This is a genomic window from Blastomonas sp. CCH9-A1 (assembly GCF_001557175.1).
GTDB classification, from domain to species: Bacteria; Pseudomonadota; Alphaproteobacteria; order Sphingomonadales; family Sphingomonadaceae; genus Blastomonas; species Blastomonas delafieldii_A.
This window is the reverse complement of sequence record NZ_LSHM01000031.1, coordinates 35,473-58,773: the sequence shown is the minus strand read 5'-3', so window position 1 is coordinate 58,773 and position 23,301 is coordinate 35,473. Positions and strand designations below refer to the sequence as shown.

Here is a 23,301-nt window from a genome sequence, read left to right as displayed (position 1 = left end):
CTCGACAATGCAATAATGCTCCCTTATGGACCGGGCGCAACGCACCAGGCCTGGAACGCAACTGGTGCCCCACAAAAGAAGGATGACCCGCCTGCCATGTCCAGCGCAAGCCTGAAAGCGACGCCCCCCTCACAAACCCCGCAGCTCGACCGCGTGCTCGTGCTCGAAATGGTCCGCGTGACCGAGGCTGCCGCGATCGCCGCATCGAACCTGATCGGCCGCGGTGACGAAAAGGCGGCGGACGCAGCGGCGGTGGAAGCGATGCGCGCAGCGCTCAACGGGCTGGACATCGACGGCACCGTGGTGATCGGCGAAGGCGAGCGTGACGAGGCGCCGATGCTGTATATCGGCGAGAAGGTTGGCCTGGGCAATGAAGGCGCGCCGCGCATCGACATCGCGCTCGATCCGCTCGAAGGCACCACCATCACTGCCAAGGCCGGCCCCAATGCGCTGGCCGTGCTGGCGATCGCCGAAAACGGCTGCCTGCTCAACGCACCCGACGTGTACATGGACAAGATTGCGGTCGGCCCGGGCTATCCCGAAGGCGTGATCGATCTCAACAAGAGCCCGACCGAGAACGTCCAGGCGGTTGCCGCCGCCAAGGGCGTCAAGCCGGGCGAGATCATCGTCTGTGTGCTCGACCGTCCGCGCCATGCCGATCTGATCGCCGAACTGCGTGGGCTCGGCTGCGGCATCATGCTGATCCCCGATGGTGACGTTGCCGGGGTGATCGCCACCACCAACCCCGAAACCACCATCGACCTGTACATGGGCTCTGGCGGTGCGCCAGAGGGCGTGCTGGCGGCTGCCGCGCTGCGCTGCGTCGGCGGCCAGTTCAAGGGCCGACTGCTGTTCCGCAACGACGACGAGCGTGCCCGCGCGCGCAAATGGGGCATCGAAGACCTGAACGCGGTCTATGACCTGACCGACCTTGCCAAGGGCGATTGCATTTTCGCTGCGACCGGCGTGACCGATGGTTCGCTGCTGCAGGGCGTCAAGCGTCGCCGCGACGGCATCATGACCACCGAAACCGTGGTGATGCGCTCGGCCAGCGGCACCGTGCGCTGGGTCAAGGGCGAGCACCGCATCGCCCGGTAATCGGGAAAGACGGCTGGTGCAGGGATCGTTCAGCCCTGCGCCAGCCGCCCCGCGAGCCGCGCGACCAGTGCGGCGCGAACAGCCTCGGCGTCCCCCGGCGCCAGATTATCCGCCTGCTCATAGCCGGCGCGACGCAGCAGTGCCTGAACCAGCATCCTGCGATCCTGCGTCATGTCGCGTGCCAGCTCTTCGGCTAGCGCATCGACGATCCACAAGGCGGCACGGTTCATCACATCATCCTGGGTGCCGCGTGCAGATGTCACGGCGGGACGTTCGAGCAATTCCAACATCGTTCCGCCTTGCGCGGAGCCAGCCTGCGTCCCAAGCCGAGTGACGCGGATATCCAGCATTTGTGACGAACGTCAAGCCGCCCGGATATCGCGTTCGGGCTGTGATACGGTATCATCCGCTACTTTATTATCGGCGATAAACGGTCGCAGCTCGTCGGTCAGATGGCGTGCAAAACGCCGCCCCATCGGGGCTTCGGCTCCGCTGGCGAGCAACGCGAGCAAGGCTCCGCTGGGCTTGCGGCGATAGCCCTTGATGGCCGATCGTCGGCACAGTGCCGACCGGTGGATCCGGACGAAATCCTCGGCAATCAGCTGCGATTCGATTGCCGCCAAAGTGGAGCGAACGAGCCCGCTATGCCCGCCCGCATGGATGCGGACATAATTGCCTTCCGCCTCGATCCATTCGACCTTGGCGTGAGCGATATGGATGGTCTGCCGCCCGGTCTTGACCCAGAAGCCCTGATCAGGCGCATCGGCCCGGGCTGTCGCCGCCCTCGGATCCAGCGCCGCCTGTCGCTCCACTTCGGCCAGCGCGATGCCATAGCGCAGCGCCAGCCAGGCGGCGAGGCCGGTGCCGAAATACCCGCTCCAGAGCAGAATCCAGCGCAAGTTAAACGCAGCCATATTGGCCGTGTCGTGCAGCACCCAGATATCCATGGCCATGGCCAGGACGAACAGGACCACCAGCCCCGGCAGGCCGACCAGCGCCATGCGTCGCAGCATCTTCAGACCCGGTCGCGCCCCGGCCCGCCCGTGAATCGACAGCCAGAAGACCAGTGCGCCAGCAACAATCAGCACGATCCGCTTGGGATTGTAGAGATCGAAAACCTCATCGGGATTGAGCGAAGCCCGAAAGGCGGAGACGCAGAATGTGGAGACGCAAAAGATCAGCGCAGCCAGCGCTGCGCTGCGCGGCGGCCACCACGGCCCGGGGCTGTCCGATCGATGAGGCAGCATCAACTTCATTCTGGCAGCAGTCCCAGGCTTGTCCTAATGCGGGTTCGAACACGTATGGGCGGTGCTCCGCCCCATCCGCAGCGCGCGGTATCAGCCAGGGGATTTAGCGGGATGGTCTTTTCGATCAACGACTTCGATATGGGACGGTTCGTTTCCGCAACCTTGGCCGAAGACCTCGGCCCTAATTCCCGCGACGTGACGTCGGAAAGCGTGATCCCTGCCGAGGCGCGGTTCGACGGCGTTATGGACGCACGGCACCCAATTGTGGTTGCAGGCCTGCCGATCGCGGAGGCGTTTTTCCGCGCGCTCGATCCCGATTGCACGGTGGAGCTTCTGGTGGACGAGGGCGCGGTGATCGAGGCGGGCACCGACCTCCTCAGCGTTTCGGGCAAGGCACGCGCACTGCTCACCGCCGAACGTTCGGCGCTCAACACCGTCCAGCATCTGAGCGGCATCGCGACACTGACGCGGGCCTATGTCGATGCGATCGCGGGCACCGGCGCGGTGCTGCTCGATACCCGCAAGACGATCCCGGGGCTCCGCAGCCTCGAGAAATACGCGACCCGCATGGGAGGCGCGAAGAACCACCGCATGGGCCTGTGGGATGCGGCGATGATCAAGGACAATCATGTCGCGGTGGCAGGCCATATCGGCGAGGCGGTGCGCCGCGCGGTCGCCGCCGGGATCGACCAGATCATCGTCGAGGTCGATCATGTCGAACAGATCGAACCCGCGCTCGCCGCCGGTGCCACCCATCTGCTGCTCGATAACATGTCCCCCGCGACGCTGCGCGGCGCGGTGACACTGGTCGGCGGTCGGGTGCCGTGCGAAGCCTCGGGCGGGGTGACATTGGAGACGATCCGCGCGATTGCCGAGACCGGGGTCGATTATATCTCGGTCGGCCGCATCACCCAGTCCGCGCCCGCCGCCGATATCGGGCTGGATTTCAAAGCGGCCTGATGCGCCGCGTCGTCGCCCTGTTTGCCTTGGGCACCGCGCTGGCGCCCATGCCGCTGCTCGCCCAGGCCTATCAGTGCCGCATGCCCGAAAAGCTCTCGCCGCTGCCGCAGGAAAAACGCGGGCGCGATGCGGTGAAGCGCGTGGTCCCGGTCGCGGGCTATACGCTGGCGCTCAGCTGGTCGCCGGAATTCTGCCGGGGACGCGAGGATGACAAGGCGCAGACGCTGCAATGCAGCCGCCGCTTCGGCGAATTCGGCTTCGTGCTGCACGGGCTTTGGCCAGAAGGCAAAACCGCCGGCTATCCGCAATATTGCGCCACGCCGCCCTCACCGGTGCCGCTGTCGGTGGTCCGCCAGAACCTCTGCTCCATGCCCTCGCAGCGGCTCATCCAGCATCAGTGGGACAAGCACGGCAGCTGCATGGCGCGCGATCCCGCACGCTATTTCCTGACCGCGCGAAAGCTGTACCAGTCGGTGAAGTTGCCCGATATGGAGCGGCTGTCGCGTCGCCCGCTGACCCAGGGGATGATGCGGCGCGAGATCGCGAGGCTGAACCCGGGAATGCCAGCAACCGCCATCGCGCTCAAGGCGAACGGCCGCGGCTGGCTGCAGGAGGTGCGGCTGTGCCTGGGGATGGATTACCGCCCGCGCGCCTGCCCGGCTTATGTCCGCCAGTCGCGTGGCGATACGCCCTTGAAGATCTGGCGCGGGCTCTAGTTCGGCCGCACCAGCACCTCGTCCGCCTGCAGCGCCGTGCGCCCCCAGACCAGCACGAACACGCACAGCCCGATGATGATCGCGAACGATTCGAGCGGCGCGATATTGTACAGCCACACGCCGATCGCAGGCGCGATGATATAGGCCGCGCCGTTGACCGAGGCGACGATGCCCGCCACCTGCCCCTGCTCCGCCCTTGTCACCGCGAGCGAGGAACCCGCGGTAAAGCCCGGGCGGAAAAGGCCAAATCCCAGCGAGGCAATGGCAAAGCCCAGGGTGATGGCATTGAGGCTTTCCGAAAAGGCGACCATCGTGCACCCGCTCGCAGCCAGCGCCATGCCCCAGAGCGTCGAGGTGCGCGGCCCCATCTTGAGATAGGGGATCAGCCCCCATTGCGCGAGCAATGTCGCGAACGCGCCCGCCATCAGCACCAGGCCGGTCGGGCCAGCCGCCAGCTCGGGCGTCGCGCGCAGATCGAGCCGATCGAGCAGCATGAAGCCGACCAGCCCCAGGATCATCGCGTTGGCATGGCCGCCCACAAGCCCCGCGATCAGCCATGGCCGCAGCCGCGCATCGCGCCAGGACAGGCGCTCGACCACGGGAGCGACCGGCTCGGGCTCGGCATCATGCTCGTCGGCATCATAGACCTCGCCCGCCGATCCCGAGCTCATCGGCTCGGACACCAGCCGTCCGCGCGCGGCATAGCTCGGCGTATCGTCGGGCAGCCGCAGCTTCAATGTCACCAGCACCAGCAGGCCGAAGGCCGCAAAGACGAAGAACGGGCTGGGCAAGCCGAGAAAGGGCAGGATGATCAGCGGCGCAAGCGCGGGGCCGATCACCGTGCCGAGCCCGAACGAGGAGGAGATCATCGAGAGCGCCTGCGTGCGCTCCGCACGGCTGGTGCGCGCGGCGACATAGGCCTGCACCGCAGGCGGCCCCGCCGAGCCCAACCCGCCATAAAGACTGCGGAACAGCGCGAAGATCAGCATCGTCGCGAGCGCCGAGAGATAGCCGTGCAGCCCCGCGATCAGCGTCAGCCCGCACAGCGCGAACGAGGATATGAAGCCGAGCAGCCCAAGGTTCATCAACGCCTTGCGCCCGCGTCGGTCGGACATGCGCGCCCAGCGCGGAGCACATACCATCCACAACAGCGCCGACCAGCTATAGGCCAGGCTCACCCAGAAATCGGCGACCCCCAGCCGCGTGCCGATCGCGGGCATTACCGATTGCATCGCGGTATTGCCCGCCGCGGTCACCAGCATGACCGTGAACAACAACGCCATGCGGTCGGCGGGCAGTTTCTGCGTGGCTTCGAGCGCCGGTTCGGGGGGCTGGTGCACGTTCATGGCCAGGCATAACCCCGTTCGATGCGGGCGACATGCAGCGTGTAATGCGCGTACCAGCGATCCCGCCCCGCCTCGCGCGCGGCGCGATGCTCGGGATTGTCGCGCCAGGCCTTGGCGCTCGCATCGTCCGCCCAGTAGCTCACGGTGATGCCGAATCCGCCCTGCACGCCGGCATGGTCCATGCCCAGATAGCCCGGCTGGCGCGCGGCAAGCGCGTCCATCGCATCAGCCATCATGCCATAGCCCTCGGCATCGCGGCCGCTATGCTGCGCAGCAAAGATCACGGCGATCGCGCCGTTGGCATGAATCCGGGAATCCGCTTTTCCGCTCATGCGCGCTGGTCTAGGCGCTCGGCGTCCGCTTGCAAAGTACTGCTATGCAACACTGACACACATGATTGCTTAACCCTCTGGAATCTGCAATTGTGGCACTTCGTTGACAGCCATTTCGAGGGGTTTTGCATGCATTCTACGGACCTGGTCCAGCTGCCGTTGCGGCAGCGGCTAAAAGCGCGCGCGGAGCGGGTTTTCGGGGCCTGGGGCGTGTTTGCCAGGGAATTCTTCAAGCACCCACGCATGGTGGGATCGATCGTTCCCTCGTCCGACCGCACCATCCGCAAGATGCTGGGCCCGGTCGACTGGCAGAGCGTGCAGCTGTTCGTCGAATACGGCCCCGGCGTCGGCACCTTCTGCCGCGCGGTGCTCGACCGTCTGCCGCGCAACGCGACCTATATCGCGATCGACACCAATCCCGATTTCATCCGCTATCTGCGCAAGACCATTCCCGACAGCCGCTTCATCGCGGTCCATGGATCGGCGGCCGATGTCGAGGCAATCATTGCCGCGCACGGTTTCGACCATGCCGATTACGTGCTGTCGGGCCTGCCGCTCTCGACCCTGCCCGACGGCGTGGCCGATGCGATCGCGCAAGGGACCTATCGCGCGCTGCGCCCCGGCGGCGCGTTCCTGGTCTATCAGTTTACCCGCTTCACCAACCAGCTGATCCGTCCCTATTTCGACCGTGTCGATCGCGGCTTCGAAAGCTGGAACGTGCCCCCCTGCTACCTGTTCTGGGGCTGGAAGGCCGGCGGCGAAGCCACGCAGACGCCGACCTATCATTGACTCTGCGGCCCGTAGCCGCTAGGGGCCGCCTTTCCCTCATATTCGCACAGAGTCTGGAGCCCGTTCATGGCGCGCGTTACCGTTGAAGATTGCATCGACAAGGTCACCAACCGGTTCGACCTGGTTCTGCTCGCCGCGCAGCGCGCGCGCGAGATCAGCGGCGGTGCCGAACTGACCATCGACCGCGACCGCGACAAGAACCCCGTCGTCGCGCTGCGAGAGATCGCCGACGAGACGATCCTGCCGGAAGACCTCAAGGAAAGCCTGACCCAGTCGATGCAGAAGGTCCAGGTCGACGACGATGACGATGCCGACGAAATCGGCTCGCTGAGCCTGTCCGCCGAGGCTCTCCGCCTGACGGCCTCGGCCCCGGCGCGCACCAGCAGCATGGGCGGCGATTTCGACGCCTGATTGCTGGAGTCAAGAGTTACGAAAAGCCGCGCGAGCCGGATGGTTCGCGCGGCTTTTTTGTTGGTCAAAAAACCGACCACTCCACATGCTTCCAGCCGTCACCCTGAACTTGTTTCTGGGTCCATTTGTCCCCACGCAGCTTCGGCGGCTGGGGCACGATGGATCCTGAAACGAGTTCAGGATGACGAGGGGTGGACTGCGCGCCCCGGCCCCGCGCCACCCAGCACCACGCCCGCTCAGCCTGAGCCTGTCGAAGGCCCCGCGCCCTCACCAGCGGAATTACGTAACCCCCTCGATAGCCTCGAAATCAAATCCCAATCACCCCTAATCAGCGCTTCCTTCTTCGCCCGCGACCAACCCTTGATCTGCCACTCCACCCCAAACGCATCCTCACGCGTGGGGAAATCCTCCGACCAGACCAATTCAACAGGACGCCTTTTCGCGGTATAGCCCCCGCAGACACCGCTGGCATGCTGGGACATCCGGTGTTCGAGGTCGTCAGTATGACCGGCATAATAGCTGCCGTCCCTGCACAGCAAAAGCTAAGCGTAAAAAGGCATAGCCCAGAATAGCGGTTTCGCGGGGCCTTCGACAGGCTCAGGCTGAGCGGGGGTGGGGCGGCTTTGGAACCGTGGAAGAAAAAGCCTGCCGTTCCGCAAACGACCCCATTGCGGCCATTTGCCATCAATGCGAACGTCAGAAAATGAGTAGTCGCGCGAAGTTCATTTCACTGCTTGTTGCTGCGCTGATCGCCGGGGCGTTTCTGGGCTGGTGGCTGCGGGAGCAGCGAGACATTTCCGCTTGCCTTGATGCAGGTGGCGGTTGGGAAACACCGGGCGGCTACTGTCTCGGTGCTAAGTTTGGTTCGCCAGAATACTAGCGGCAGCTTCCCACCCAATCTCAGACATTCGCGCAGGGCGGGGCTTCCTCCAAAGGCAGACATCGCCCTGATGCAGTGCTGTCAATGCATAGATTGATTGGCGGCACAACCCGGCGCGTTCACCCCCACCCAACCCTCCCCCATCGAGGGGGAGGGTCATCAGGGCAGCACCAAAATCACCGCGTCAGCTTCTTGTAGCTCATCCGCGTCGGGCGGTCGGCCTCGTCGCCGAGACGGCGGCGCTTGTCTTCCTCATAGCTCTCGAAATTGCCTTCGAACCATTCGACATGGCTGTTGCCTTCGAACGCCAGTATGTGCGTGCACAGGCGGTCGAGGAAGAAGCGGTCGTGGCTGATGACCACGGCGCAACCGGCAAAGCTCTCCAGCGCCTCTTCGAGCGCGCGCAGCGTTTCGACGTCGAGGTCATTGGTCGGCTCGTCGAGCAGCAGCACGTTGCCGCCCTCTTTCAGCATCTTGGCCATGTGCACGCGGTTGCGTTCACCGCCCGAGAGCTGGCCGACCTTCTTCTGCTGGTCCTGGCCCTTGAAGTTGAACGCACCGACATAGGCGCGGGTGGGCACGTCGTGCTTGCCGAGCTTGAAGAAATCGAGCCCGTCGGACACCTCTTCCCACACGTTCTTGTTGGGGTCCAGGTCATCGCGGCTCTGGTCGACATAGCCGAGCTTGACCGTATCGCCGATCGCGATGGTGCCGCTATCGGGCTGTTCCTTGCCGGTGATCAGCTTGAACAGCGTCGACTTGCCCGCGCCGTTCGGCCCGATCACACCGACGATGCCGCCCGGCGGCAGTGTGAACGACAGGTCCTCGAACAGCAGCTTGTCGCCATAGGCCTTGGTCAGGCCATGCGCCTCGATCACCTTGCCGCCCAGGCGCTCGGGGGTCTGGATGACGATCTGCGCCTTGCCGGGGGCGCGGTTTTCCTGCGCCTCGACCAGCTCGTCGAACGCCTTGATACGCGCCTTGGACTTGGTCTGGCGCGCCTTGGGGCTCTGCCGGATCCACGCCAGCTCGTCCTGGATCGCCTTCTGGCGGCCCTCGTCCTCGCGCGCTTCCTGCTCGAGACGCTTGGCCTTCTTGTCGAGATAGGTCGAGTAATTGCCTTCGTAGACAAAATACTTGCCGCGATCGAGCTCGAGGATCCAGTTCACCACATTGTCGAGGAAATAGCGATCGTGGGTGACGAGGATGACATTGCCCGGATAATCGACCAGATGCTTTTCCAGCCAGGCGACGCTTTCGGCGTCGAGATGGTTGGTCGGTTCGTCGAGCAGCAGGATGCTGGGCTTTTCGAGCAGCAGGCGGCATAGCGCGACGCGGCGGCGTTCACCGCCCGACAGGTTGGTGACATCGGCATCGCCCGGCGGACAACGCAAAGCCTCCATCGCGATTTCGAGCTGGTTGTCGAGCGTCCAGCCGTCGACCGCGTCGATCTTTTCCTGGAGCGTGCCCATTTCCTCCATCAGCGCGTCGAAATCGGCGTCTTCCGGCGGATCGGCCATCAGCGCGCTGATCTCGTCGAAACGCTCGACCAGATCGGCGACCGGGCGCACGCCGTCCATCACGTTCTGCTTGACGGTCTTGTTGGGGTCGAGCTCGGGCTCCTGCGCCAGATAGCCGACGGTGATCCCCTCGCCGGGCCAGGCTTCGCCGGTGAAATCCTTGTCGATCCCGGCCATCACCTTCATCAGAGTCGACTTGCCCGATCCGTTGGGGCCGACAATGCCGATCTTGGCATCGGGATAGAATTGCAGGTGGATGCCGTTGAGCACCGGCTTGTTCGCGCCGGGAAAGGTCTTGGTCAGACCCTTCATCACGAAGGAATATTGAGCAGCCATGCGGGAGTACGCCTCTATGCGGGTATGTTGGTTTGCCCCGCGCCTTAGCCGCGAGCGCGCTTTGCGGCAAGTCGCCATTGGCAAAGCCGGGACGTGGGATTAAGCCATGCGGCCATGACGAAACGCACCCTGCTGGCCCTGGCCGCCCTCGCCCTCCCCTTCCCCCTTCTTGCCCAGAATTCTCCGGCGCACGATCCGGCTGCGATCCAGCAAATGGCGCTGTCCGACGGCACCGCCTATTCGATCGTCGAAGACCTCACCACCGAGTTCGGCCCGCGCCTCGCCGGGACCGAGCGCGAGGCGGCGGCGCGCGCCTGGGCGGTCGAACGCCTGAAGGCCATGGGTTTCAGCAACGTGCGCATCGAGCCGTTCGACATGAAGACCTGGGTGCGCGGCATCGAGACGGCTGAGATCACCGGGCCGTTCACCGGCAAGATGCACATCAGCGCGCTCGGCAATTCGGCGAGCACCGGCGACAAGGGGCTGGAGGCGGAGGTCGTCTATTTCCGCACGCTCGCCGATCTGCAGGCGGCACCGGCGGGGAGCCTCAAGGGCAAGATCGCGTTCGTCAGCCACAAGATGACGCGGACGCAGAGCGGCGCGAGCTATGGCCAGTTCGGCGGCGTGCGGCGCGCCGGCCCCGGCCTGGCCGCGCAAAAGGGCGCAGCCGCGATCGTCATCCGCTCGGTCGGCACCGATTATCACCGCAACCCGCATACCGGCGGCACCAATTTCCCCGAAGGCGTGACGCCGATCCCTGCGGCCGCGCTGTCGATCCCCGATGCCGAGAATCTCGAACGGATGATCGCGCGCGCATCGAAATCCGGCCAGGCGGTCAAGATGAAGCTCGTCCTCACCCCGCGCCAGATCGGCACCACCCAATCGGGCAATGTCATCGCCGAGGTGCCGGGCAGCGATCCGCAAGCGGGCGTGATCCTGGTCGGCGGGCATCTCGATAGCTGGGATCTGGGCACCGGCGCGATCGATGACGGCGCGGGCGTCGCGATCACCGCGGCGGCGGCCAAGCTGATCATGGATGCAGGCCAGCCGAAACGCACCATCCGTGTCGTGTGGTTCGGCGCGGAAGAGGTCGGGCTGTTCGGCGGCATGGCCTATGCCAAGGCGCATGGCGCGGCGGACCATGTGCTCGCGATGGAATCGGATTTCGGCGCGGACCGCATCTGGCAGGTCGATTTCAAGCTGCCGCAAGGCACCGACGACCTGAAAATGCGCATCGCCAATGCGCTGGCACCGCTGGGCATCGGCCGCAGCAACGATGTCGCGGGCGGCGGTCCCGATGTCGGCCCGACCGTGGCGCTGGGCGTCAACGCCATCGACCTGCAACAGGACGGCACCGACTATTTCGACCTGCACCACACGCCGGACGACACGCTCGACAAGATCGATCCCAAGGCGTTGCAGCAGAATGTCGCCGCCTGGGCGACGGTGCTGAGCATCGTCGCGAACGATTCCACGGATTTGCTGCCGAAGGGCAAGGCGGGGGACTGAGCGCGGACCTCGATCCCAGCCCAACCGTCACCCTGAACTTGTTTCAGGGCCCATTCCTCCCCACGCGGCTTCGGCTTTTGGGGCAGGATGGATCCTGAAACAAGTTCAGCATGACGGGTGAAGGGAAACCCGGGGCGTTGACTCCACCCCCCCGTTACATCTCGCGACAACATTTCTTGAAAATGAGCGGCACATTCGCAACCCGTTCAGCCAAGGGCGCGTATTCCTGAACATGTCCAGAGCAGCCCCCCTCTGCTCAGGCCATGACAGGAGTAAGAACCATGAAAACCCTTTCGAAAGCCCTGATCGGGACCCTGATGCTGGCCACCACGCTGCCGGTCGCAACCGCCCCCGCCTTTGCCCAGTCGCGCGGCGAGGTGAACCGGTCCGAACGCGAGCTTCGCCGCGAGCAGCGCGAACTCCAGCGCGATCGCCGCGATCTGCAGGAAGCCCGCCGCTATGGCGACCGCCGCGATGTCCGCGAAGAGCAGCGTGATCTGCGCGACCAGCGTCGCGACGTGCGCGATGCCCGCCGCGAATATCGCGAGGACCTGCGCGACTATCGCGACTATCGCGCCAGCAATCGCCAGGCATTTCGCGGTCCCGCTTTCCGGTCGAACTTCCGCTATCAGCAGTTCCGCCCGGGCGTCCGCATCGCGCCGAATTATTACGGCCAGCGCTATGTCGTGAACAACTATCGCAACTATCGCCTGCCGAACCCCGGCGCGCGGCAGACCTGGGTGCGGCACTATAACGACATGCTGCTCGTCAACACGCGCACCGGCACGGTCGTCCGCGTGATCCCGAATTTCTACTGGTAACTGTCCTTTCGCCAGTAGGAAGCAAGTCCGCCCATTGTCCCTGGGGACGGTGGGCGGGCCCATTTCTGGGACAGCAACTGGGCGTCAGGGTTCGCCTGCGCCCCAGATCTGGTCCTGCCGGACCCAGCCCGCGCGCTTGTCGACGGCAAATTCGCACCAGCCACCCTCGCAATCGCCGAGTTCCCCGACCACGCCCGGCTCGGCGCGCCACAACAGCCTGGCATTGTCGCGCGGGGCAGACCGGATCGCGATGACCGGCCCGGTCACGATCGCGGTGCGCTTGCGGCTCAGCATGTTCGAATGCATCCAGCCGCTCCAGCCCGACGGATCGACAATCTGGCGCCAGGCGCCGTAGCGCTTCACGACCTTCACCGGCAGATGCTTGCGCCGGAACACCCATTCGATCTGATAGGTCGCCATCGGGCCAGCGCGCGCAAAGGCCTCGTCCTTCTGGACCGACGCCCAATAGGGAACCTCGACCTCTGCCTGCGCGATTGCAGCATCATGACCAGCCGCCAGCGATACGGCTGCCAGACCGGCCAGTATCAGTCCCGAAAACCATGGTGCACGCATCAAATATTCCCCCGTCGGCCAGACTATAGCATCGCACCCGACGATCCTTCACCCCGAATCGCTTAAGCCAAAAAACCCGTGCCAAGCAAGTGCCGCAGCTTGACCTTTGGGGCGGTTGAGGCATAGCACAGATATGCCATCCAGCCCCTCTTCCAGGCCATCTGCGCCGCCGCACGAACCGGGCAGCCGCCCGCGCGTGATCGTCACGCGAAAGCTCGCCCCCGCCGTCGAAGAGCGCATGGCCGAACTGTTCGATGTCAAGCTCAACGCCGACGATCATGCCTTTACCCGCGACGAACTGGCCGCTGCCATGGCGACCTGCGACGTGCTGGTGCCGACGGTCACCGATGCGCTCGACGCGGAACTGATTGCGGGCGCAGGCGAAAAGCTGAAACTGCTCGCCAATTTCGGTGCGGGCGTGGATCATATCGACCTGAAAGCCGCCCGCGCACGCGGCATCATCATCACCAACACGCCCGGCGTGTTCACCGACGATACCGCCGACATGACCATGGCGCTGATCCTCTCGGTCCCGCGCCGCCTCGCCGAGGGCGAGAAGCTGGTGCGTTCGGGCCAGTGGGAGGGCTGGAGTCCTTCGGGCATGCTCGGCCACCGCATCGGCGGCAAGCAGCTGGGCATTGTCGGCATGGGCCGGATCGGCCAGGCAGTCGCGCATCGTGCGCGCGGCTTCGGGCTCAATGTCGTCTATCACAACCGCCGCCGCCTGCCCGAAAGCCTCGAGCAGATGCTCGGCGCGAGTTTCGAGCCCGATCTCGACACGCTGATCGCCGGATCGGACATCATCACCCTGCACTGCCCGCGCAGCCCCGAGACGCGCGGCATCATCGACGCGCGCCGCATCGGCCTGATGAAGCCGAGCGCCTATCTGATCAACAGCGCGCGTGGCGAGCTGGTCGACGAGGCCGCGCTGATCGACGCGCTCGAGTCCGGCCGGATCGCGGGCGCCGGGCTCGATGTCTATCCGCGCGAGCCACAGGTCGACGAACGGCTGCTCGCGCTGAAGAATGTCGTGCTGCTGCCGCATGTCGGAAGCGCTACCTTCGAGGGCCGCGAGGTTGCCGGGCACAAGGTCATCGCCAATATTCGCTTCTGGTTTGATGGGCACAGGCCCCCCGACCAGGTCCTCGAAGGCTGGATGTAACGCCAGTCAGCTCCGACGGCCCGGCTCCATTCGCCGCAGAAATGCGCGCGCGTTAATCGATTATTTGCCAAACTGCGGCATGACGCGGCAGATATGCTGTCCCGATTGTGGACAGCAGGTATTTGGGAAAGTCGAGAGCATGATCGCAAGGCTGGCGCGCATTTTCACCCTTGCTACGGCAGCGCTCGCCGCGCCCGCATGGGCCGCCCCCGCGATGGTCGATCCCGCAACGCTCGATGTTTCCAATTCGGGCGATACCGCCTTCATGCTGATCTGCGGCGCGCTGCTGATGCTGTTCGCGGTGCCCGGCGTGCTGCTGATGCAGGCTGGGCGCGGCACCGCGCGCGCCGCGCAGGGCGTGTTCCTGCAGGGTACCGCGATCGCCGCGCTTGTCTCGCTGCTCTGGGTCGTGGTCGGCTATACCCTGGCCTTTGGCGATCCCAGCGGCGGCGTGATCGGCGGCGGCAATGCCTGGATGCTGATCGCGCTCGGCAATGTCCGCTTCGGCACCGCCGTGCCCGAAAGCGCGTTCGTGCTGTTCCAGATCGCGGGAGCGATGCTCGCCGCGCTGCTCGTCGCAGGTGCCTGGGCCGGACGTGGCCGCTTCGGCTGGGCGCTGGCATTCGGCGGGCTGTGGAGCCTGATCGTCTATGCCCCCGTCGCGCACTGGATCTGGGGTGGCGGCTGGCTCTACGGATTTGGCGTGCTTGATTATGCCGGCGGCATCGCGCTGCATTTCTGCGCAGGAATTTCCGCCTTGGTGGCCGCTCTGGTCATCGGACGGCGCACCGGCTGGCCGGGCGCTGCTGCAGCGACGCACAATCCCGTGATGGTACTCGCAGGCGGCGCGCTGTTGCTCGTCGGTAATTTCGCGTTGAACGGCGGCTGGACGCTGGCGGCGACCGACGATGCCAGCAGCGCGATCATCAACGCGCATGTCGCCGCGTGCACCAGCGCGCTGGTCTGGCTGCTGATCGAGAAGCTGCGCACCCGCACCGTCAGCGCGATGGGCGCGGTGAGCGGGCTGCTCGCAGGCCTCGCCGCGATCGCTCCGGCTTCGGGCCTGGTCTCGCCGGGTGCCGCGATCCTGATCGGCGTGATTGCCGCCCCCGCCTGCTATTTCGGCCTGCGCTTTGTCACCGAGACGCTGGCGATCGACGACAGCAACCACGCCTTCGCGCTGCACGGCATCGGCGGCCTGGTCGGCGCGCTGCTGGTCGCGATCTTCATCAGCGACGGTTTCGGCGGCGTCGGCTATGGCGAGGGCGGAAGCATGATCGGCCAGCTGGTCGCGCAGCTGATCGGCCTGGCGGGCGTGGCCATGTGGTCGATCCTCGCGACGCTGATCATCAGCTATGGCGTCGCGATGGCCATCCCGATGCGCATCTCGCCTGCGGAAGAGGCAGGCGAAGCGCTTGCCCCGCCCGCACCAGCCGCAGAAGCCGCTCCGCCCGCGGCAGAGCAGATCGCCGCACCGCAGGGCTGAGCCCCGGCGCGGCGCGGACGTTTATTCCTCGCCCATCCGAAGCGCGGCAATGAAGGCTTCCTGCGGGATGCTGACCGAGCCGTATTCGCGCATCCGCTTCTTGCCCTCTTTCTGCTTTTCCAGCAGCTTCTTCTTGCGGCTGATGTCGCCGCCATAGCATTTGGCGGTCACGTCCTTGCGCATCGCGGCGATGGTCTCGCGCGCGATCACCTTGCCGCCGATCGCCGCCTGGATCGGGATCTTGAACAGGTGGCGCGGGATCAGGTCCTTCAGCCGCTCGCACATGCCGCGTCCGCGCGTCTCGGCGCTACTGCGGTGGACGATCATGCTCAGCGCATCGACGGGCTCTGCATTGACCATGATCGACATCTTGACGAGGTCGCCCTCGCGATAGCCGATCTGGTGATAGTCGAAACTGGCATAGCCGCGTGAGATCGACTTGAGCCTATCGTAGAAATCGAACACCACCTCGTTGAGCGGCAGCTCGTAGGTCACCTGCGCACGCCCGCCGACATAGGTCAGGTTCTTCTGCAGCCCGCGCCGGTCCTGGCAGAGCTTGAGGATGCTGCCGAGATATTCGTCGGGGCAATAGATCACCGCCTCGATCCACGGCTCCTGGATCTCGTCGATCTTGGTGGGATCGGGCATGTCCGCCGGATTGTGCAGCTCGATCTCGCCATTCCCGTGGGTCAGCTTGATCTTGTACACCACCGACGGCGCGGTGGTGATGAGGTCGAGATCGTATTCGCGCGTGAGCCGCTCCTGGATGATCTCGAGGTGCAGCAGGCCGAGGAACCCGCAGCGGAAGCCGAAGCCGAGCGCCGCGCTCGATTCCATCTCGAAGCTGAACGAGGCATCGTTGAGGCGCAGCTTGCTGATGCTGTCACGCAGCTTGTCGAAGTCATTGGCATCGACCGGAAACAGCCCGCAGAACACCACCGGCTGCACTTCCTTGAAGCCGGGCAGCGGCGCGGGCGCGGGGTTCTTGACCGTGGTGATGGTATCGCCGACGCGGGTCTGGCTGATGTCCTTGATCTGCGCGGTGATGAAGCCGATCTCGCCCGCCGCCAGCTCGGGCAGGTTCTCGATCTTGGGCCGCATGCAGCCGACCCGGTCGACCAGATGCTCGGTGCCGCCGGCCATGAACTTGATCTGCTGGCCCTTCTTGATCACGCCGTTGACGACGCGCACCAGGATGACCACGCCGAGATACGGATCGTACCAGCTGTCGACCAGCATCGCCTCGAGCGGCGCATCGCGGTCGCCCTTGGGCGCGGGGATCTTCTGGACGATCTGCTCGAGAATCTCCTCGATGCCGATGCCCGACTTGGCGCTCGCCAGCACCGCTTCGGAGGCGTCGAGGCCGATAATGTCCTCGATCTCCTTCTTCACCTTTTCCGGCTCGGCGGCGGGCAGATCGATCTTGTTGATGACGGGCAGGATCTCGTGATCGTGCTCGATCGACTGATAGACGTTCGCCAGCGTCTGCGCTTCCACGCCCTGCGCCGCATCGACGACGAGCAGTGCGCCCTCGCACGCGGCGAGCGAGCGCGAGACTTCATAGGCGAAGTCGACATGGCCCGGCGTGTCCATCAGGTTCAGTTCGTAAAGCTGACCGTCCTTGGCCGTGTAGTTCAGCCGGACCGTCTGCGCCTTGATGGTGATCCCGCGCTCTTTCTCGATATCCATATTGTCGAGCACCTGCGCCGACATCTCGCGTTCGGAAAGCCCGCCGGTCCATTGGATCAGCCGGTCGGCAAGCGTCGATTTGCCGTGATCGATATGCGCGATGATGGAGAAATTGCGGATGTGCTTGAGGTCGGTCATGGCGCGCGATTAGCAGGGGTGCGCGCGACTGTCAGCAGGGAATAAGGGCCCCGCAAAATCGACATGGATCAAGAACCAAATCCGCTCTGGCGCGTAGGCGGCGCATGACCAAGACCTGGCTTATCGTGAACGAAGCGAGTGGCAGCTATGACGCCGCCGTGATCGCCGACATCGTCACCTGGTTCGCCGAGAGCGATCAGCCCGTGGACTGCATCGTCCGTTGCCCCGACGAGGACCTTCCAACCCCTGACAAGCTTGACCGCGAAGGTGTTGAAACACTGGCCATCTACGCGGGCGACGGGACCACCAACAGCGCGCTGAAGCAGGCGGCGGGATGGGATGGCGACGTGCTTATCCTGCCCGGCGGCACGATGAACCTGCTCGCCCGGGCGCTGCATGGCGATCAGCCCTGCCGATCGATCATCGCCGAGGCGGGGCGCAACCGGCGTACGAAGAAACTCAACACCGTCGAGATCGGCGAGAGCACCGCCTATGTCGGCGTCATCGCCGGGCCGACGACCAGTCTTGCCCATGTGCGCGAGAACGCACGCCATGCCCGGCTGTCCGAACTGGTTCTGGAAGCCATTCCCACCGCGATCACCGAAACGCTGGGCGGCCCGCAAGTCGGCATTGAAGGTCATGACGGGCGCTTCCCCGCGATCTTCGCTGCCCCGCGCGAAAACGCGATGGAACTGTGCGGGTTCACCGCATCGACCATCGGCGAGGTGCTCAGCCATGCCAGCGCCTGGCTGAACGGCGATTTCCGCGATGGCCCGCGTGTGAACCTGGGCGCTGCAGCCACCGCGACCCTGGTCAGCGAAGCGGAAGAGATCGGGCTGCTGATCGATGGCGAGGCGGCCGAAGCGAAGCCCGGCGACGTGCTGCGGCTGGCCGAGGCCCCGCACAATTTCATCGAAACCCGCGCGCCTGCTGCCCCATGACGCTATTGTTCCACGCCAGCGACCTGCATTTCGGTGCCGAGGACAGCGCCGCACTCGCCTGGTTCAAACAGGTCGTCGCCGACGAGCAGCCCGATATCGTCATCATCACCGGCGATCTGACGATGCGCGCACGCTCGGCCGAGTTCGCCGCCGCGCAGGCCTGGCTCGCCGATCTGGGTCGGCCCGTGCTGATCGAGCCGGGCAATCACGACCTGCCCTATTTCAACCCGGTCCGCCGGATCTGGCGGCCCTATGGCCGCGTGATGCGGCTGCAGGAGCAGTTGCACGAGGGCGTCACGCTCGACCACGTCCACCTGGTGTCGCTGCGCACCACCGCGAGGGTGCAATGGCGGTTTAACTGGTCCAAGGGCCGGGTCGGCAAGCGCGCGCTGCATCAGGCGCTCCAGGCGCTGGGTGATCCGGGCCATGACGCCAAGCTGCGCATCGTGCTGGCGCACCATCCGTTGATCGAGGCTGAAACGCAGAGCAGCGGACGCACCACCGGCGGTCGTGCCGCACTCGAGGCGATAGCGGCTGCAGGCGCGGATGCAGTGCTGTCCGGCCATGTGCATGACCCGTTCGACCTGAATGTCGACACGCAGGCAGGTCCGATCCGTCTGATCGGTGCTGGCACATTGTCCGAGCGGGTCCGCGCGACCCGGCCGTCATTCAACCGGCTGACGGTGGCGGATGGAAAGCTCGACGCCCAGGTCTGCGCGATGGACTGACCCTGCGGATTAACACCGCTTAATCTTACGGTTTCTTACAATTCGCGGGCTCGCTGCTACCCTATCCTCGGGACAAGGGGGGATTCGCGCGATGAGAAGGAAACCGTTCAATCCGTTCGAGGCGGCGATCTGGAAGCGGCTGGCGGAAACCATGCTGGTCGAACCCGCGCAGATGGCAATCTCACCGCAGCAGGTGGTCGACAATCTCCAGGGCATTTTCGGCAATATCGAGGGCAACACGCCGCGCGATACCGCGCTGTCGGTCATCGCGACCTGGGTCGTGCTAGGTGGCCCCTTCTGGCATTTCGCGCCGCGCAATTTCCGCATCTGGCGGATCGAGCGGCGGCTGAAGAACAGCCGCATCGACCTGTTCCAGGACATGGCGCGCATTCGGGGCATCGTCTATGCGGGCTACTACGGCCACTGGATCGATCAGGATGACGCGAACATCAGCGACGCGGCGGCGGAAGATGCCAACCGCGCCAACCCGGTGTTCAACGCGATCGGCTTCACCCTGCCCCGCCACCGCATCCGCGCGGGTACGCCCGATGACCCCGAAATCGCCGAATATACCGGCAACGACCTGCCCTATACCGTGTTCGTCGGCGAGGATGCGATCCCCGACAATGTCGAGGTCGTCGTTATCGGATCGGGCGCGGGCGGCGCGGTCGCGGCGTCGAACCTCGCCGATCAGGGCTATGAGGTGCTGGTGGTCGAGGCGGGCCCCTATCTGCCCAGCGCACGGATGACGCCCAACGAGGCGCATATGTCCTCTTCGCTGTTCAAGGACGGCGCGATCCAGACGACGCGCAACCGCGACATCATCGTCTTCCAGGGCCGCACGGTGGGCGGCTCCACGGTCGTCAACAATGGCATCTGCCTGCGCCTGGCGCGCGAGGGCGAGACGCACCCCGATGCGCATGACGTGCTCGCGCATTGGCGCAGCATCGGCGCGCCGGTCGACGAGGATGCGCTGGAAGCGGCCTATGCCCATGTCGAGACGCGGCTAGGCGTGCACGAGATCGACCGCAGGCTCGGGCGCAACAACGGCACGCGGCTGCTCGCCGGATGGGATGCCTATGCCGCAGGGTCGCACGATCCGCTGGACAACCGTGCGGTCACCGGCTGGTTCCGCAAGAACTGGGGTCAGAAGACCGAGCCCAATGCCTGCGTGTCGTGCGGCTATTGCAACACCGGCTGCCCCTATGGCCGCAAGAAGGCGATGCCCGAGAGCTTCCTGCGCCACGCGACGCTGCACGCCCCGCGCAAGGCGCGCATCCTGGCGCGTGCGGCGGTGTCGCATATCGGCTGGAACGGGTGCGACGATCAGGGACGAAAGATTGCGTCCTCGGTTCAGGTCATGCTGCCCGATGGGCGCGCGAAGACGATCCGCGTGAGCAAGGGCGTGGTCGTCGCGGCGGGCACGATCGCATCGAGCAACATCCTCTCGGCAAGCGGCATCGAGGGCACCGGCAAGGGCATCTCGCTCAACATCGCCTGCCCGGTCCCGGCGCTGATGCCCGATCCGGTCAACGCCTGGGACGAGGACCAGATGGCGACCTTTGTCGACCGCGCCGATTTCCTGATCGAGAGCCATTTCCAGCCGCCGATGAGCATGGCCTCGCTGGTCCCCGGCTGGTTCGACGAGCATTTCCGGCGGATGCTGAACTATAACCGGCTTGCCTCGGCGGGCGTGCTGTTCCCGGCGGATCGGCGCGGCACGATCAAGAAGGGCAAGCTCGGCTTCGAGCTCGAGCAGAGCGACCTCGCCGTGCTGCGCCGCGCGCTGGCGACGCTGACCAAGGTGCATTTCCGTGGCGGCGCGGAGGAGGTCTATCCCGCGCTGCTCCACGGCGAGACGCTGAGCAAGGGCATGAGCGATGCCGAGATCGACCGGTTCTTCGAGGAGCATATCGAGGAACCCGACGATGTCGTGCTCTCCTCGAGCCATCCGCATGGCGGCAACGCGATCCATGCCGATCCGCGCAAGGGCGTAGTCGATCTCGACCAGCGCGTGCATGGCGTGGCCAATGTGCTGGTCACCGATGCGAGCGTGATGCCGAGCTGCATCCGCGTCAACGCGCAGCTGACGACGATGGCGATGTCCGACCGGGTGACCCACGGGAAGCGCGTGTTCGGCTGACCGGCCCTGGCGCGTCAGAGCCCCTGGCGCTTCTTGGTCGCGAGGCTCGCGTTCGCCTCCCACGGCGCGTCGGGCCAGTGATGGCGCGGATAGCGGCCGCGCATGTCCTTGGCGACATCGCGCCAGCTGCCGCGCCAGAAGCCGGGCAGATCGCGCGTCGTCTGGATCGGGCGTCCCGCCGGTGAGGTAAGCGACAGGACCAGCGGGATGCGGTTCCGCCCGACGACCGGATGCTCGTCGAGACCATAGAGCGCCTGCACGCGTAGCTCGACCGTGGGGCCGGCACTCGCCGCATAATCGATCGCGTGGCGCGTGCCTGCGGGGCTCGCGAATTCGGCGGGCGCGGTCCGCTCGATCGCCTGCATCGCATCCCATCCTGCCAGCCCCTGCAGGGCGTTATGCAGATCGCCAGGGCTGATACCGCTCAGCGCCCGCTTGCCCGTCAGCAGCGGCGCGAGCCAGTCCTCCAGCGTCGCGAGCAGTTGCGCCTCGTCCAGCGCCTCGACCCCGGCGAACGCGGCGCGCTGGCGCAGCGCAAGAGCCTTGTCGCCCCAATCGAGCAGCGTGAGGCCATGATCGCGCACCGCCTGCAACAACGCCGCCAGCACCGCAGCGGCATCGGGTGCAGGATCGGGCGCGCTCGTCAGCCGGATCGTGCCCAGCCGCCGCTCGAGCCGCGCCTCGACCCGCCTGCTGTCGGCAACGAAATCGCAGCGGCTGATGCGTTCGATCCGTTCCGCGAGATGCGCCTCGACATCCGCCGGATCGAGCGCAAGGGCGCTCAGGATGCGCGCATCGGCGGCCTTGCCCTGTACCTCGCCGATCGCCAGCCACTGCGCGGTGATCAGCGGCGAGGCCGGATCGAGCCGGAAGCTGCGCCCGCCCGCACTCGCCCAGGCCTCGCCCGAACCATCGCGACGCTTCGCCACGCGATCGGGATAGGCAAAGGCGAGCAAGATGGCAGGCGGCAGATCGCGCGCTGCGACCGCGCTGACCTGTCGCTCGGCCAGCTTCGCCCAACGCTCGGCGAGCTTGCGCGACTTGGCCGCGCGCTCGCCCCGCTCGCTGCGCCAGCGGGTGAGCCGCGCATCGAGATCGTCGCCCTGCCCGCCCAGCCCGCGTTCCTGCAGCAGCAGCGCGATCTCCGCCGCCCGCATCGCGCACCCGGTTTGCGCCCCTTTCAGCAGCATCGCGGCCAGATGCGGCGGCAGCGGCAGCGCGGCGATCGACCGGCCCGGCGGCGTGATCGCCCCGCCCGTATCGACAGCGCCGAGCGCGATCAGCCGCTTGCGCGCCTCGGCCAGCAGCGGCGCAGGCGGCGGATCGAGCCAGTTGAGCCGCGCCGGATCGCTCTCGCCCCAGGCGGCGCATTGCAGCATCAGCGGGGCGAGATCGCTGTCGAGAATTTCGGGCGGATCGAAAGGCGGCAGGCCACCGGTCGCTGCCTCTTCCCACAGCCGATAGGCGACGCCCGGCCCCTGGCGCGCGGCGCGGCCCGCACGTTGCGTAGCGGCAGCCTGGCTCGCGCGTTCGGTCACCAACCGGGTGGTCGCCGCGAGCGCATCGTAGCGCGCCCGCCGCGCCAGCCCGCTATCGACGACGATCCGCACGCCATCGATAGTCAGGCTGGTCTCGGCGATGCTGGTGGCCAGGATGACCTTGCGCCGCCCATCGGGATCGCGGCGGATCGCGGCGCGCTGCTCCACCGGGGTCAGCGTGCCGTGCAGCGGCAGCACGGCGATCGCGCTGCCCAGAGTCTCCAGCCGCTCGGAGGTGCGCGTGATTTCCGCGACGCCGGGCAAGAAGGTGAGCACATCGCCTTGCGCCTCGTCGCGCAGCGCGGTGCGGATCGCCTGCGCCATCGCATCCTCGATCCGCTGCTCGCCGCGCCGCCCGAGATAGCGCAGGTCGAGCCGGTGCGAGCGGCCTTCGCTTTCGATCACCGGCGCGCCCTGCATCAGCGCAGCAAAGCGCGCGCCATCGAGCGTTGCCGACATGGCGAGCAGCCGCAGATCGGGCCGGAACGCACCCTGCGCCTCGAGTGCCAGTGCGAGCCCGAAATCGCTGTCCAGGCTGCGCTCATGCACCTCGTCGAACAACACGGCGGATACGCCCATCAGTTCGGGATCGGCCTGGATGCGGTTGACGAAAATCCCCTCGGTCAGCACCAGCACGCGCGTCGCGGCGCTCGTCTTGCTGTCCATGCGAGTCGAATAGCCGATGGTCTGGCCCACCGGTTCGCCCATGAGCTCTGCCATGCGCTCGGCAGCAGCGCGCGCGGCGAGGCGACGGGGCGAGAGCAGCAGAACCTGCCCTGTGCACCACGGCTGGTCGAGCAGTGCCAGGGCGACGGTGGTGGTCTTCCCCGCGCCCGGCGGTGCAACGAGCACGGCGTTGGGACCGCTGCCAAGCGCGAGCAGCAAATCTGGCAGCACGGAATATATGGGCAGTTCAGCCATAGCGCGCCGCCTTATAT

At 65.8% G+C, this 23,301-nt stretch carries 22 protein-coding genes; 13 read left to right on the top strand and 9 right to left on the bottom strand.

All coding sequences use genetic code 11. The features are described from left to right. The first annotated feature begins 96 nt into the window (after positions 1-96). Positions 97-1,098, top strand: a complete 1,002-nt coding sequence (glpX, locus tag AX725_RS09485) for a class II fructose-bisphosphatase (protein ID WP_060978086.1) — start codon at positions 97-99, stop codon at positions 1,096-1,098. Between the two features lie 29 nt (positions 1,099-1,127). Here the strand turns inward: glpX and AX725_RS09480 are convergent, their stop codons facing one another. Continuing rightward, a complete protein-coding gene (locus AX725_RS09480; RefSeq protein ID WP_060978087.1) occupies positions 1,128-1,388 on the bottom strand; it encodes a hypothetical protein in 261 nt (86 codons plus the stop codon). Positions 1,389-1,460: 72 nt separating this feature from the next. Beyond that, entirely contained in the window at positions 1,461-2,354 is an 894-nt protein-coding gene (locus tag AX725_RS09475; protein WP_060978088.1) for a LytR/AlgR family response regulator transcription factor, read from the bottom strand. A 102-nt stretch (positions 2,355-2,456) separates the two neighbouring features. On the opposite strand from AX725_RS09475, the gene nadC reads away from it, so the two are divergent. Together nadC and AX725_RS09465 are read left to right on the top strand one after the other, a co-directional pair. Next, entirely contained in the window at positions 2,457-3,305 is an 849-nt protein-coding gene (gene nadC / locus AX725_RS09470; RefSeq protein WP_060978089.1) for a carboxylating nicotinate-nucleotide diphosphorylase, read from the top strand. Further along, positions 3,305-4,021 carry a ribonuclease T2 family protein gene (locus AX725_RS09465; RefSeq protein ID WP_066115106.1) on the top strand — a complete coding sequence of 239 codons (717 nt, stop codon included), beginning with the start codon at positions 3,305-3,307 and terminating at the stop codon, positions 4,019-4,021. Before nadC ends, AX725_RS09465 begins: the two co-directional genes overlap by 1 nt. Here the strand turns inward: AX725_RS09465 and AX725_RS09460 are convergent. Then, positions 4,018-5,367, bottom strand: a complete 1,350-nt coding sequence (locus AX725_RS09460) for an MFS transporter (protein WP_060978091.1) — start codon at positions 5,365-5,367, stop codon at positions 4,018-4,020. The two genes, AX725_RS09465 and AX725_RS09460, sit on opposite strands and share 4 nt — an antisense overlap. Continuing rightward, positions 5,364-5,699: an antibiotic biosynthesis monooxygenase family protein gene (locus AX725_RS09455; RefSeq protein WP_060978092.1), complete on the bottom strand. Its 336-nt coding sequence runs from the start codon at positions 5,697-5,699 to the stop codon at positions 5,364-5,366. The genes AX725_RS09460 and AX725_RS09455 overlap by 4 nt, the downstream gene beginning before the upstream one ends. Before the next feature lie 129 nt (positions 5,700-5,828). On the opposite strand from AX725_RS09455, the gene AX725_RS09450 reads away from it, so the two are divergent. Next, positions 5,829-6,488, top strand: coding sequence for a class I SAM-dependent methyltransferase (locus AX725_RS09450; RefSeq protein ID WP_060978093.1), 660 nt, complete (start codon positions 5,829-5,831; stop codon positions 6,486-6,488). A gap of 66 nt (positions 6,489-6,554) precedes the next feature. Further along, the gene (gene rpoZ / locus AX725_RS09445; RefSeq protein ID WP_023837137.1) at positions 6,555-6,899 is read left to right on the top strand and encodes a DNA-directed RNA polymerase subunit omega; all 345 of its coding nucleotides are present in this window, start codon (positions 6,555-6,557) and stop codon (positions 6,897-6,899) included. 236 nt (positions 6,900-7,135) lie between these two features. Here rpoZ and AX725_RS20510 read toward each other — a convergent pair whose 3' ends face one another. Further along, positions 7,136-7,438: a GIY-YIG nuclease family protein gene (locus tag AX725_RS20510; protein WP_269454095.1), complete on the bottom strand. Its 303-nt coding sequence runs from the start codon at positions 7,436-7,438 to the stop codon at positions 7,136-7,138. A gap of 92 nt (positions 7,439-7,530) precedes the next feature. Here AX725_RS20510 and AX725_RS20910 point away from each other — a divergent pair, with 92 nt between their 5' ends. Beyond that, positions 7,531-7,779, top strand: a complete 249-nt coding sequence (locus AX725_RS20910) for a hypothetical protein (protein ID WP_155645823.1) — start codon at positions 7,531-7,533, stop codon at positions 7,777-7,779. 176 nt (positions 7,780-7,955) lie between these two features. Here the strand turns inward: AX725_RS20910 and ettA are convergent, their stop codons facing one another. Next, positions 7,956-9,635, bottom strand: a complete 1,680-nt coding sequence (gene ettA / locus AX725_RS09440; protein ID WP_060977817.1) for an energy-dependent translational throttle protein EttA — start codon at positions 9,633-9,635, stop codon at positions 7,956-7,958. A gap of 114 nt (positions 9,636-9,749) precedes the next feature. On the opposite strand from ettA, the gene AX725_RS09435 reads away from it, so the two are divergent. Together AX725_RS09435 and AX725_RS09430 are read left to right on the top strand one after the other, a co-directional pair. After that, the gene (locus tag AX725_RS09435; RefSeq protein ID WP_060977818.1) at positions 9,750-11,144 is read left to right on the top strand and encodes a M20/M25/M40 family metallo-hydrolase; all 1,395 of its coding nucleotides are present in this window, start codon (positions 9,750-9,752) and stop codon (positions 11,142-11,144) included. Between the two features lie 281 nt (positions 11,145-11,425). Next, positions 11,426-11,965, top strand: a complete 540-nt coding sequence (locus tag AX725_RS09430; protein WP_060977819.1) for an RcnB family protein — start codon at positions 11,426-11,428, stop codon at positions 11,963-11,965. Between the two features lie 84 nt (positions 11,966-12,049). On the opposite strand, the gene AX725_RS09425 is transcribed toward AX725_RS09430, so the two are convergent. After that, complete coding sequence (locus tag AX725_RS09425; RefSeq protein WP_060977820.1) at positions 12,050-12,538, bottom strand: SH3 domain-containing protein; 489 nt, start codon at positions 12,536-12,538, stop codon at positions 12,050-12,052. A gap of 133 nt (positions 12,539-12,671) precedes the next feature. On the opposite strand from AX725_RS09425, the gene AX725_RS09420 reads away from it, so the two are divergent. Next, positions 12,672-13,700, top strand: a complete 1,029-nt coding sequence (locus tag AX725_RS09420) for a 2-hydroxyacid dehydrogenase (RefSeq protein ID WP_060977821.1) — start codon at positions 12,672-12,674, stop codon at positions 13,698-13,700. Positions 13,701-13,839: 139 nt separating this feature from the next. Next, complete coding sequence (locus AX725_RS09415) at positions 13,840-15,186, top strand: ammonium transporter (protein WP_060977822.1); 1,347 nt, start codon at positions 13,840-13,842, stop codon at positions 15,184-15,186. A 21-nt stretch (positions 15,187-15,207) separates the two neighbouring features. On the opposite strand, the gene lepA is transcribed toward AX725_RS09415, so the two are convergent. Next, positions 15,208-17,013 (bottom strand): translation elongation factor 4, encoded by a 1,806-nt coding sequence (gene lepA / locus AX725_RS09410; protein ID WP_060977823.1) that lies wholly within the window; start codon positions 17,011-17,013, stop codon positions 15,208-15,210. Between the two features lie 104 nt (positions 17,014-17,117). Here lepA and AX725_RS09405 point away from each other — a divergent pair, with 104 nt between their 5' ends. The 3 genes from AX725_RS09405 to AX725_RS09395 all read left to right on the top strand — a co-directional run bounded on the left by AX725_RS09405 (position 17,118) and on the right by AX725_RS09395 (position 20,825). Continuing rightward, complete coding sequence (locus AX725_RS09405) at positions 17,118-17,954, top strand: diacylglycerol kinase family protein (RefSeq protein WP_060977824.1); 837 nt, start codon at positions 17,118-17,120, stop codon at positions 17,952-17,954. Continuing rightward, on the top strand, positions 17,951-18,682 hold the full coding sequence (locus AX725_RS09400; protein WP_060977825.1) for a metallophosphoesterase family protein: 732 nt from the start codon (positions 17,951-17,953) through the stop codon (positions 18,680-18,682). The genes AX725_RS09405 and AX725_RS09400 overlap by 4 nt, the downstream gene beginning before the upstream one ends. Positions 18,683-18,773: 91 nt before the next feature. Continuing rightward, positions 18,774-20,825, top strand: coding sequence for a GMC family oxidoreductase N-terminal domain-containing protein (locus AX725_RS09395; RefSeq protein WP_060977826.1), 2,052 nt, complete (start codon positions 18,774-18,776; stop codon positions 20,823-20,825). 14 nt (positions 20,826-20,839) lie between these two features. On the opposite strand, the gene hrpB is transcribed toward AX725_RS09395, so the two are convergent. After that, entirely contained in the window at positions 20,840-23,284 is a 2,445-nt protein-coding gene (gene hrpB / locus AX725_RS09390) for an ATP-dependent helicase HrpB (RefSeq protein ID WP_066044234.1), read from the bottom strand. Between the last annotated feature and the right edge of the window lie 17 nt (positions 23,285-23,301).

Coding starts and splice junctions, on each gene's coding strand:
- glpX (WP_060978086.1), top strand. CDS start 97: ATGTCCAGCGCAAGCCTGAAAGCGACGCCCCCCTCACAAACCCCGCAG.
- AX725_RS09480 (WP_060978087.1), bottom strand. CDS start 1,388: ATGTTGGAATTGCTCGAACGTCCCGCCGTGACATCTGCACGCGGCACC.
- AX725_RS09475 (WP_060978088.1), bottom strand. CDS start 2,354: ATGAAGTTGATGCTGCCTCATCGATCGGACAGCCCCGGGCCGTGGTGG.
- nadC (WP_060978089.1), top strand. CDS start 2,457: ATGGTCTTTTCGATCAACGACTTCGATATGGGACGGTTCGTTTCCGCA.
- AX725_RS09465 (WP_066115106.1), top strand. CDS start 3,305: ATGCGCCGCGTCGTCGCCCTGTTTGCCTTGGGCACCGCGCTGGCGCCC.
- AX725_RS09460 (WP_060978091.1), bottom strand. CDS start 5,367: ATGAACGTGCACCAGCCCCCCGAACCGGCGCTCGAAGCCACGCAGAAA.
- AX725_RS09455 (WP_060978092.1), bottom strand. CDS start 5,699: ATGAGCGGAAAAGCGGATTCCCGGATTCATGCCAACGGCGCGATCGCC.
- AX725_RS09450 (WP_060978093.1), top strand. CDS start 5,829: ATGCATTCTACGGACCTGGTCCAGCTGCCGTTGCGGCAGCGGCTAAAA.
- rpoZ (WP_023837137.1), top strand. CDS start 6,555: ATGGCGCGCGTTACCGTTGAAGATTGCATCGACAAGGTCACCAACCGG.
- ettA (WP_060977817.1), bottom strand. CDS start 9,635: ATGGCTGCTCAATATTCCTTCGTGATGAAGGGTCTGACCAAGACCTTT.
- AX725_RS09435 (WP_060977818.1), top strand. CDS start 9,750: ATGACGAAACGCACCCTGCTGGCCCTGGCCGCCCTCGCCCTCCCCTTC.
- AX725_RS09430 (WP_060977819.1), top strand. CDS start 11,426: ATGAAAACCCTTTCGAAAGCCCTGATCGGGACCCTGATGCTGGCCACC.
- AX725_RS09425 (WP_060977820.1), bottom strand. CDS start 12,538: ATGCGTGCACCATGGTTTTCGGGACTGATACTGGCCGGTCTGGCAGCC.
- AX725_RS09420 (WP_060977821.1), top strand. CDS start 12,672: ATGCCATCCAGCCCCTCTTCCAGGCCATCTGCGCCGCCGCACGAACCG.
- AX725_RS09415 (WP_060977822.1), top strand. CDS start 13,840: ATGATCGCAAGGCTGGCGCGCATTTTCACCCTTGCTACGGCAGCGCTC.
- lepA (WP_060977823.1), bottom strand. CDS start 17,013: ATGACCGACCTCAAGCACATCCGCAATTTCTCCATCATCGCGCATATC.
- AX725_RS09405 (WP_060977824.1), top strand. CDS start 17,118: ATGACCAAGACCTGGCTTATCGTGAACGAAGCGAGTGGCAGCTATGAC.
- AX725_RS09400 (WP_060977825.1), top strand. CDS start 17,951: ATGACGCTATTGTTCCACGCCAGCGACCTGCATTTCGGTGCCGAGGAC.
- AX725_RS09395 (WP_060977826.1), top strand. CDS start 18,774: ATGAGAAGGAAACCGTTCAATCCGTTCGAGGCGGCGATCTGGAAGCGG.
- hrpB (WP_066044234.1), bottom strand. CDS start 23,284: ATGGCTGAACTGCCCATATATTCCGTGCTGCCAGATTTGCTGCTCGCG.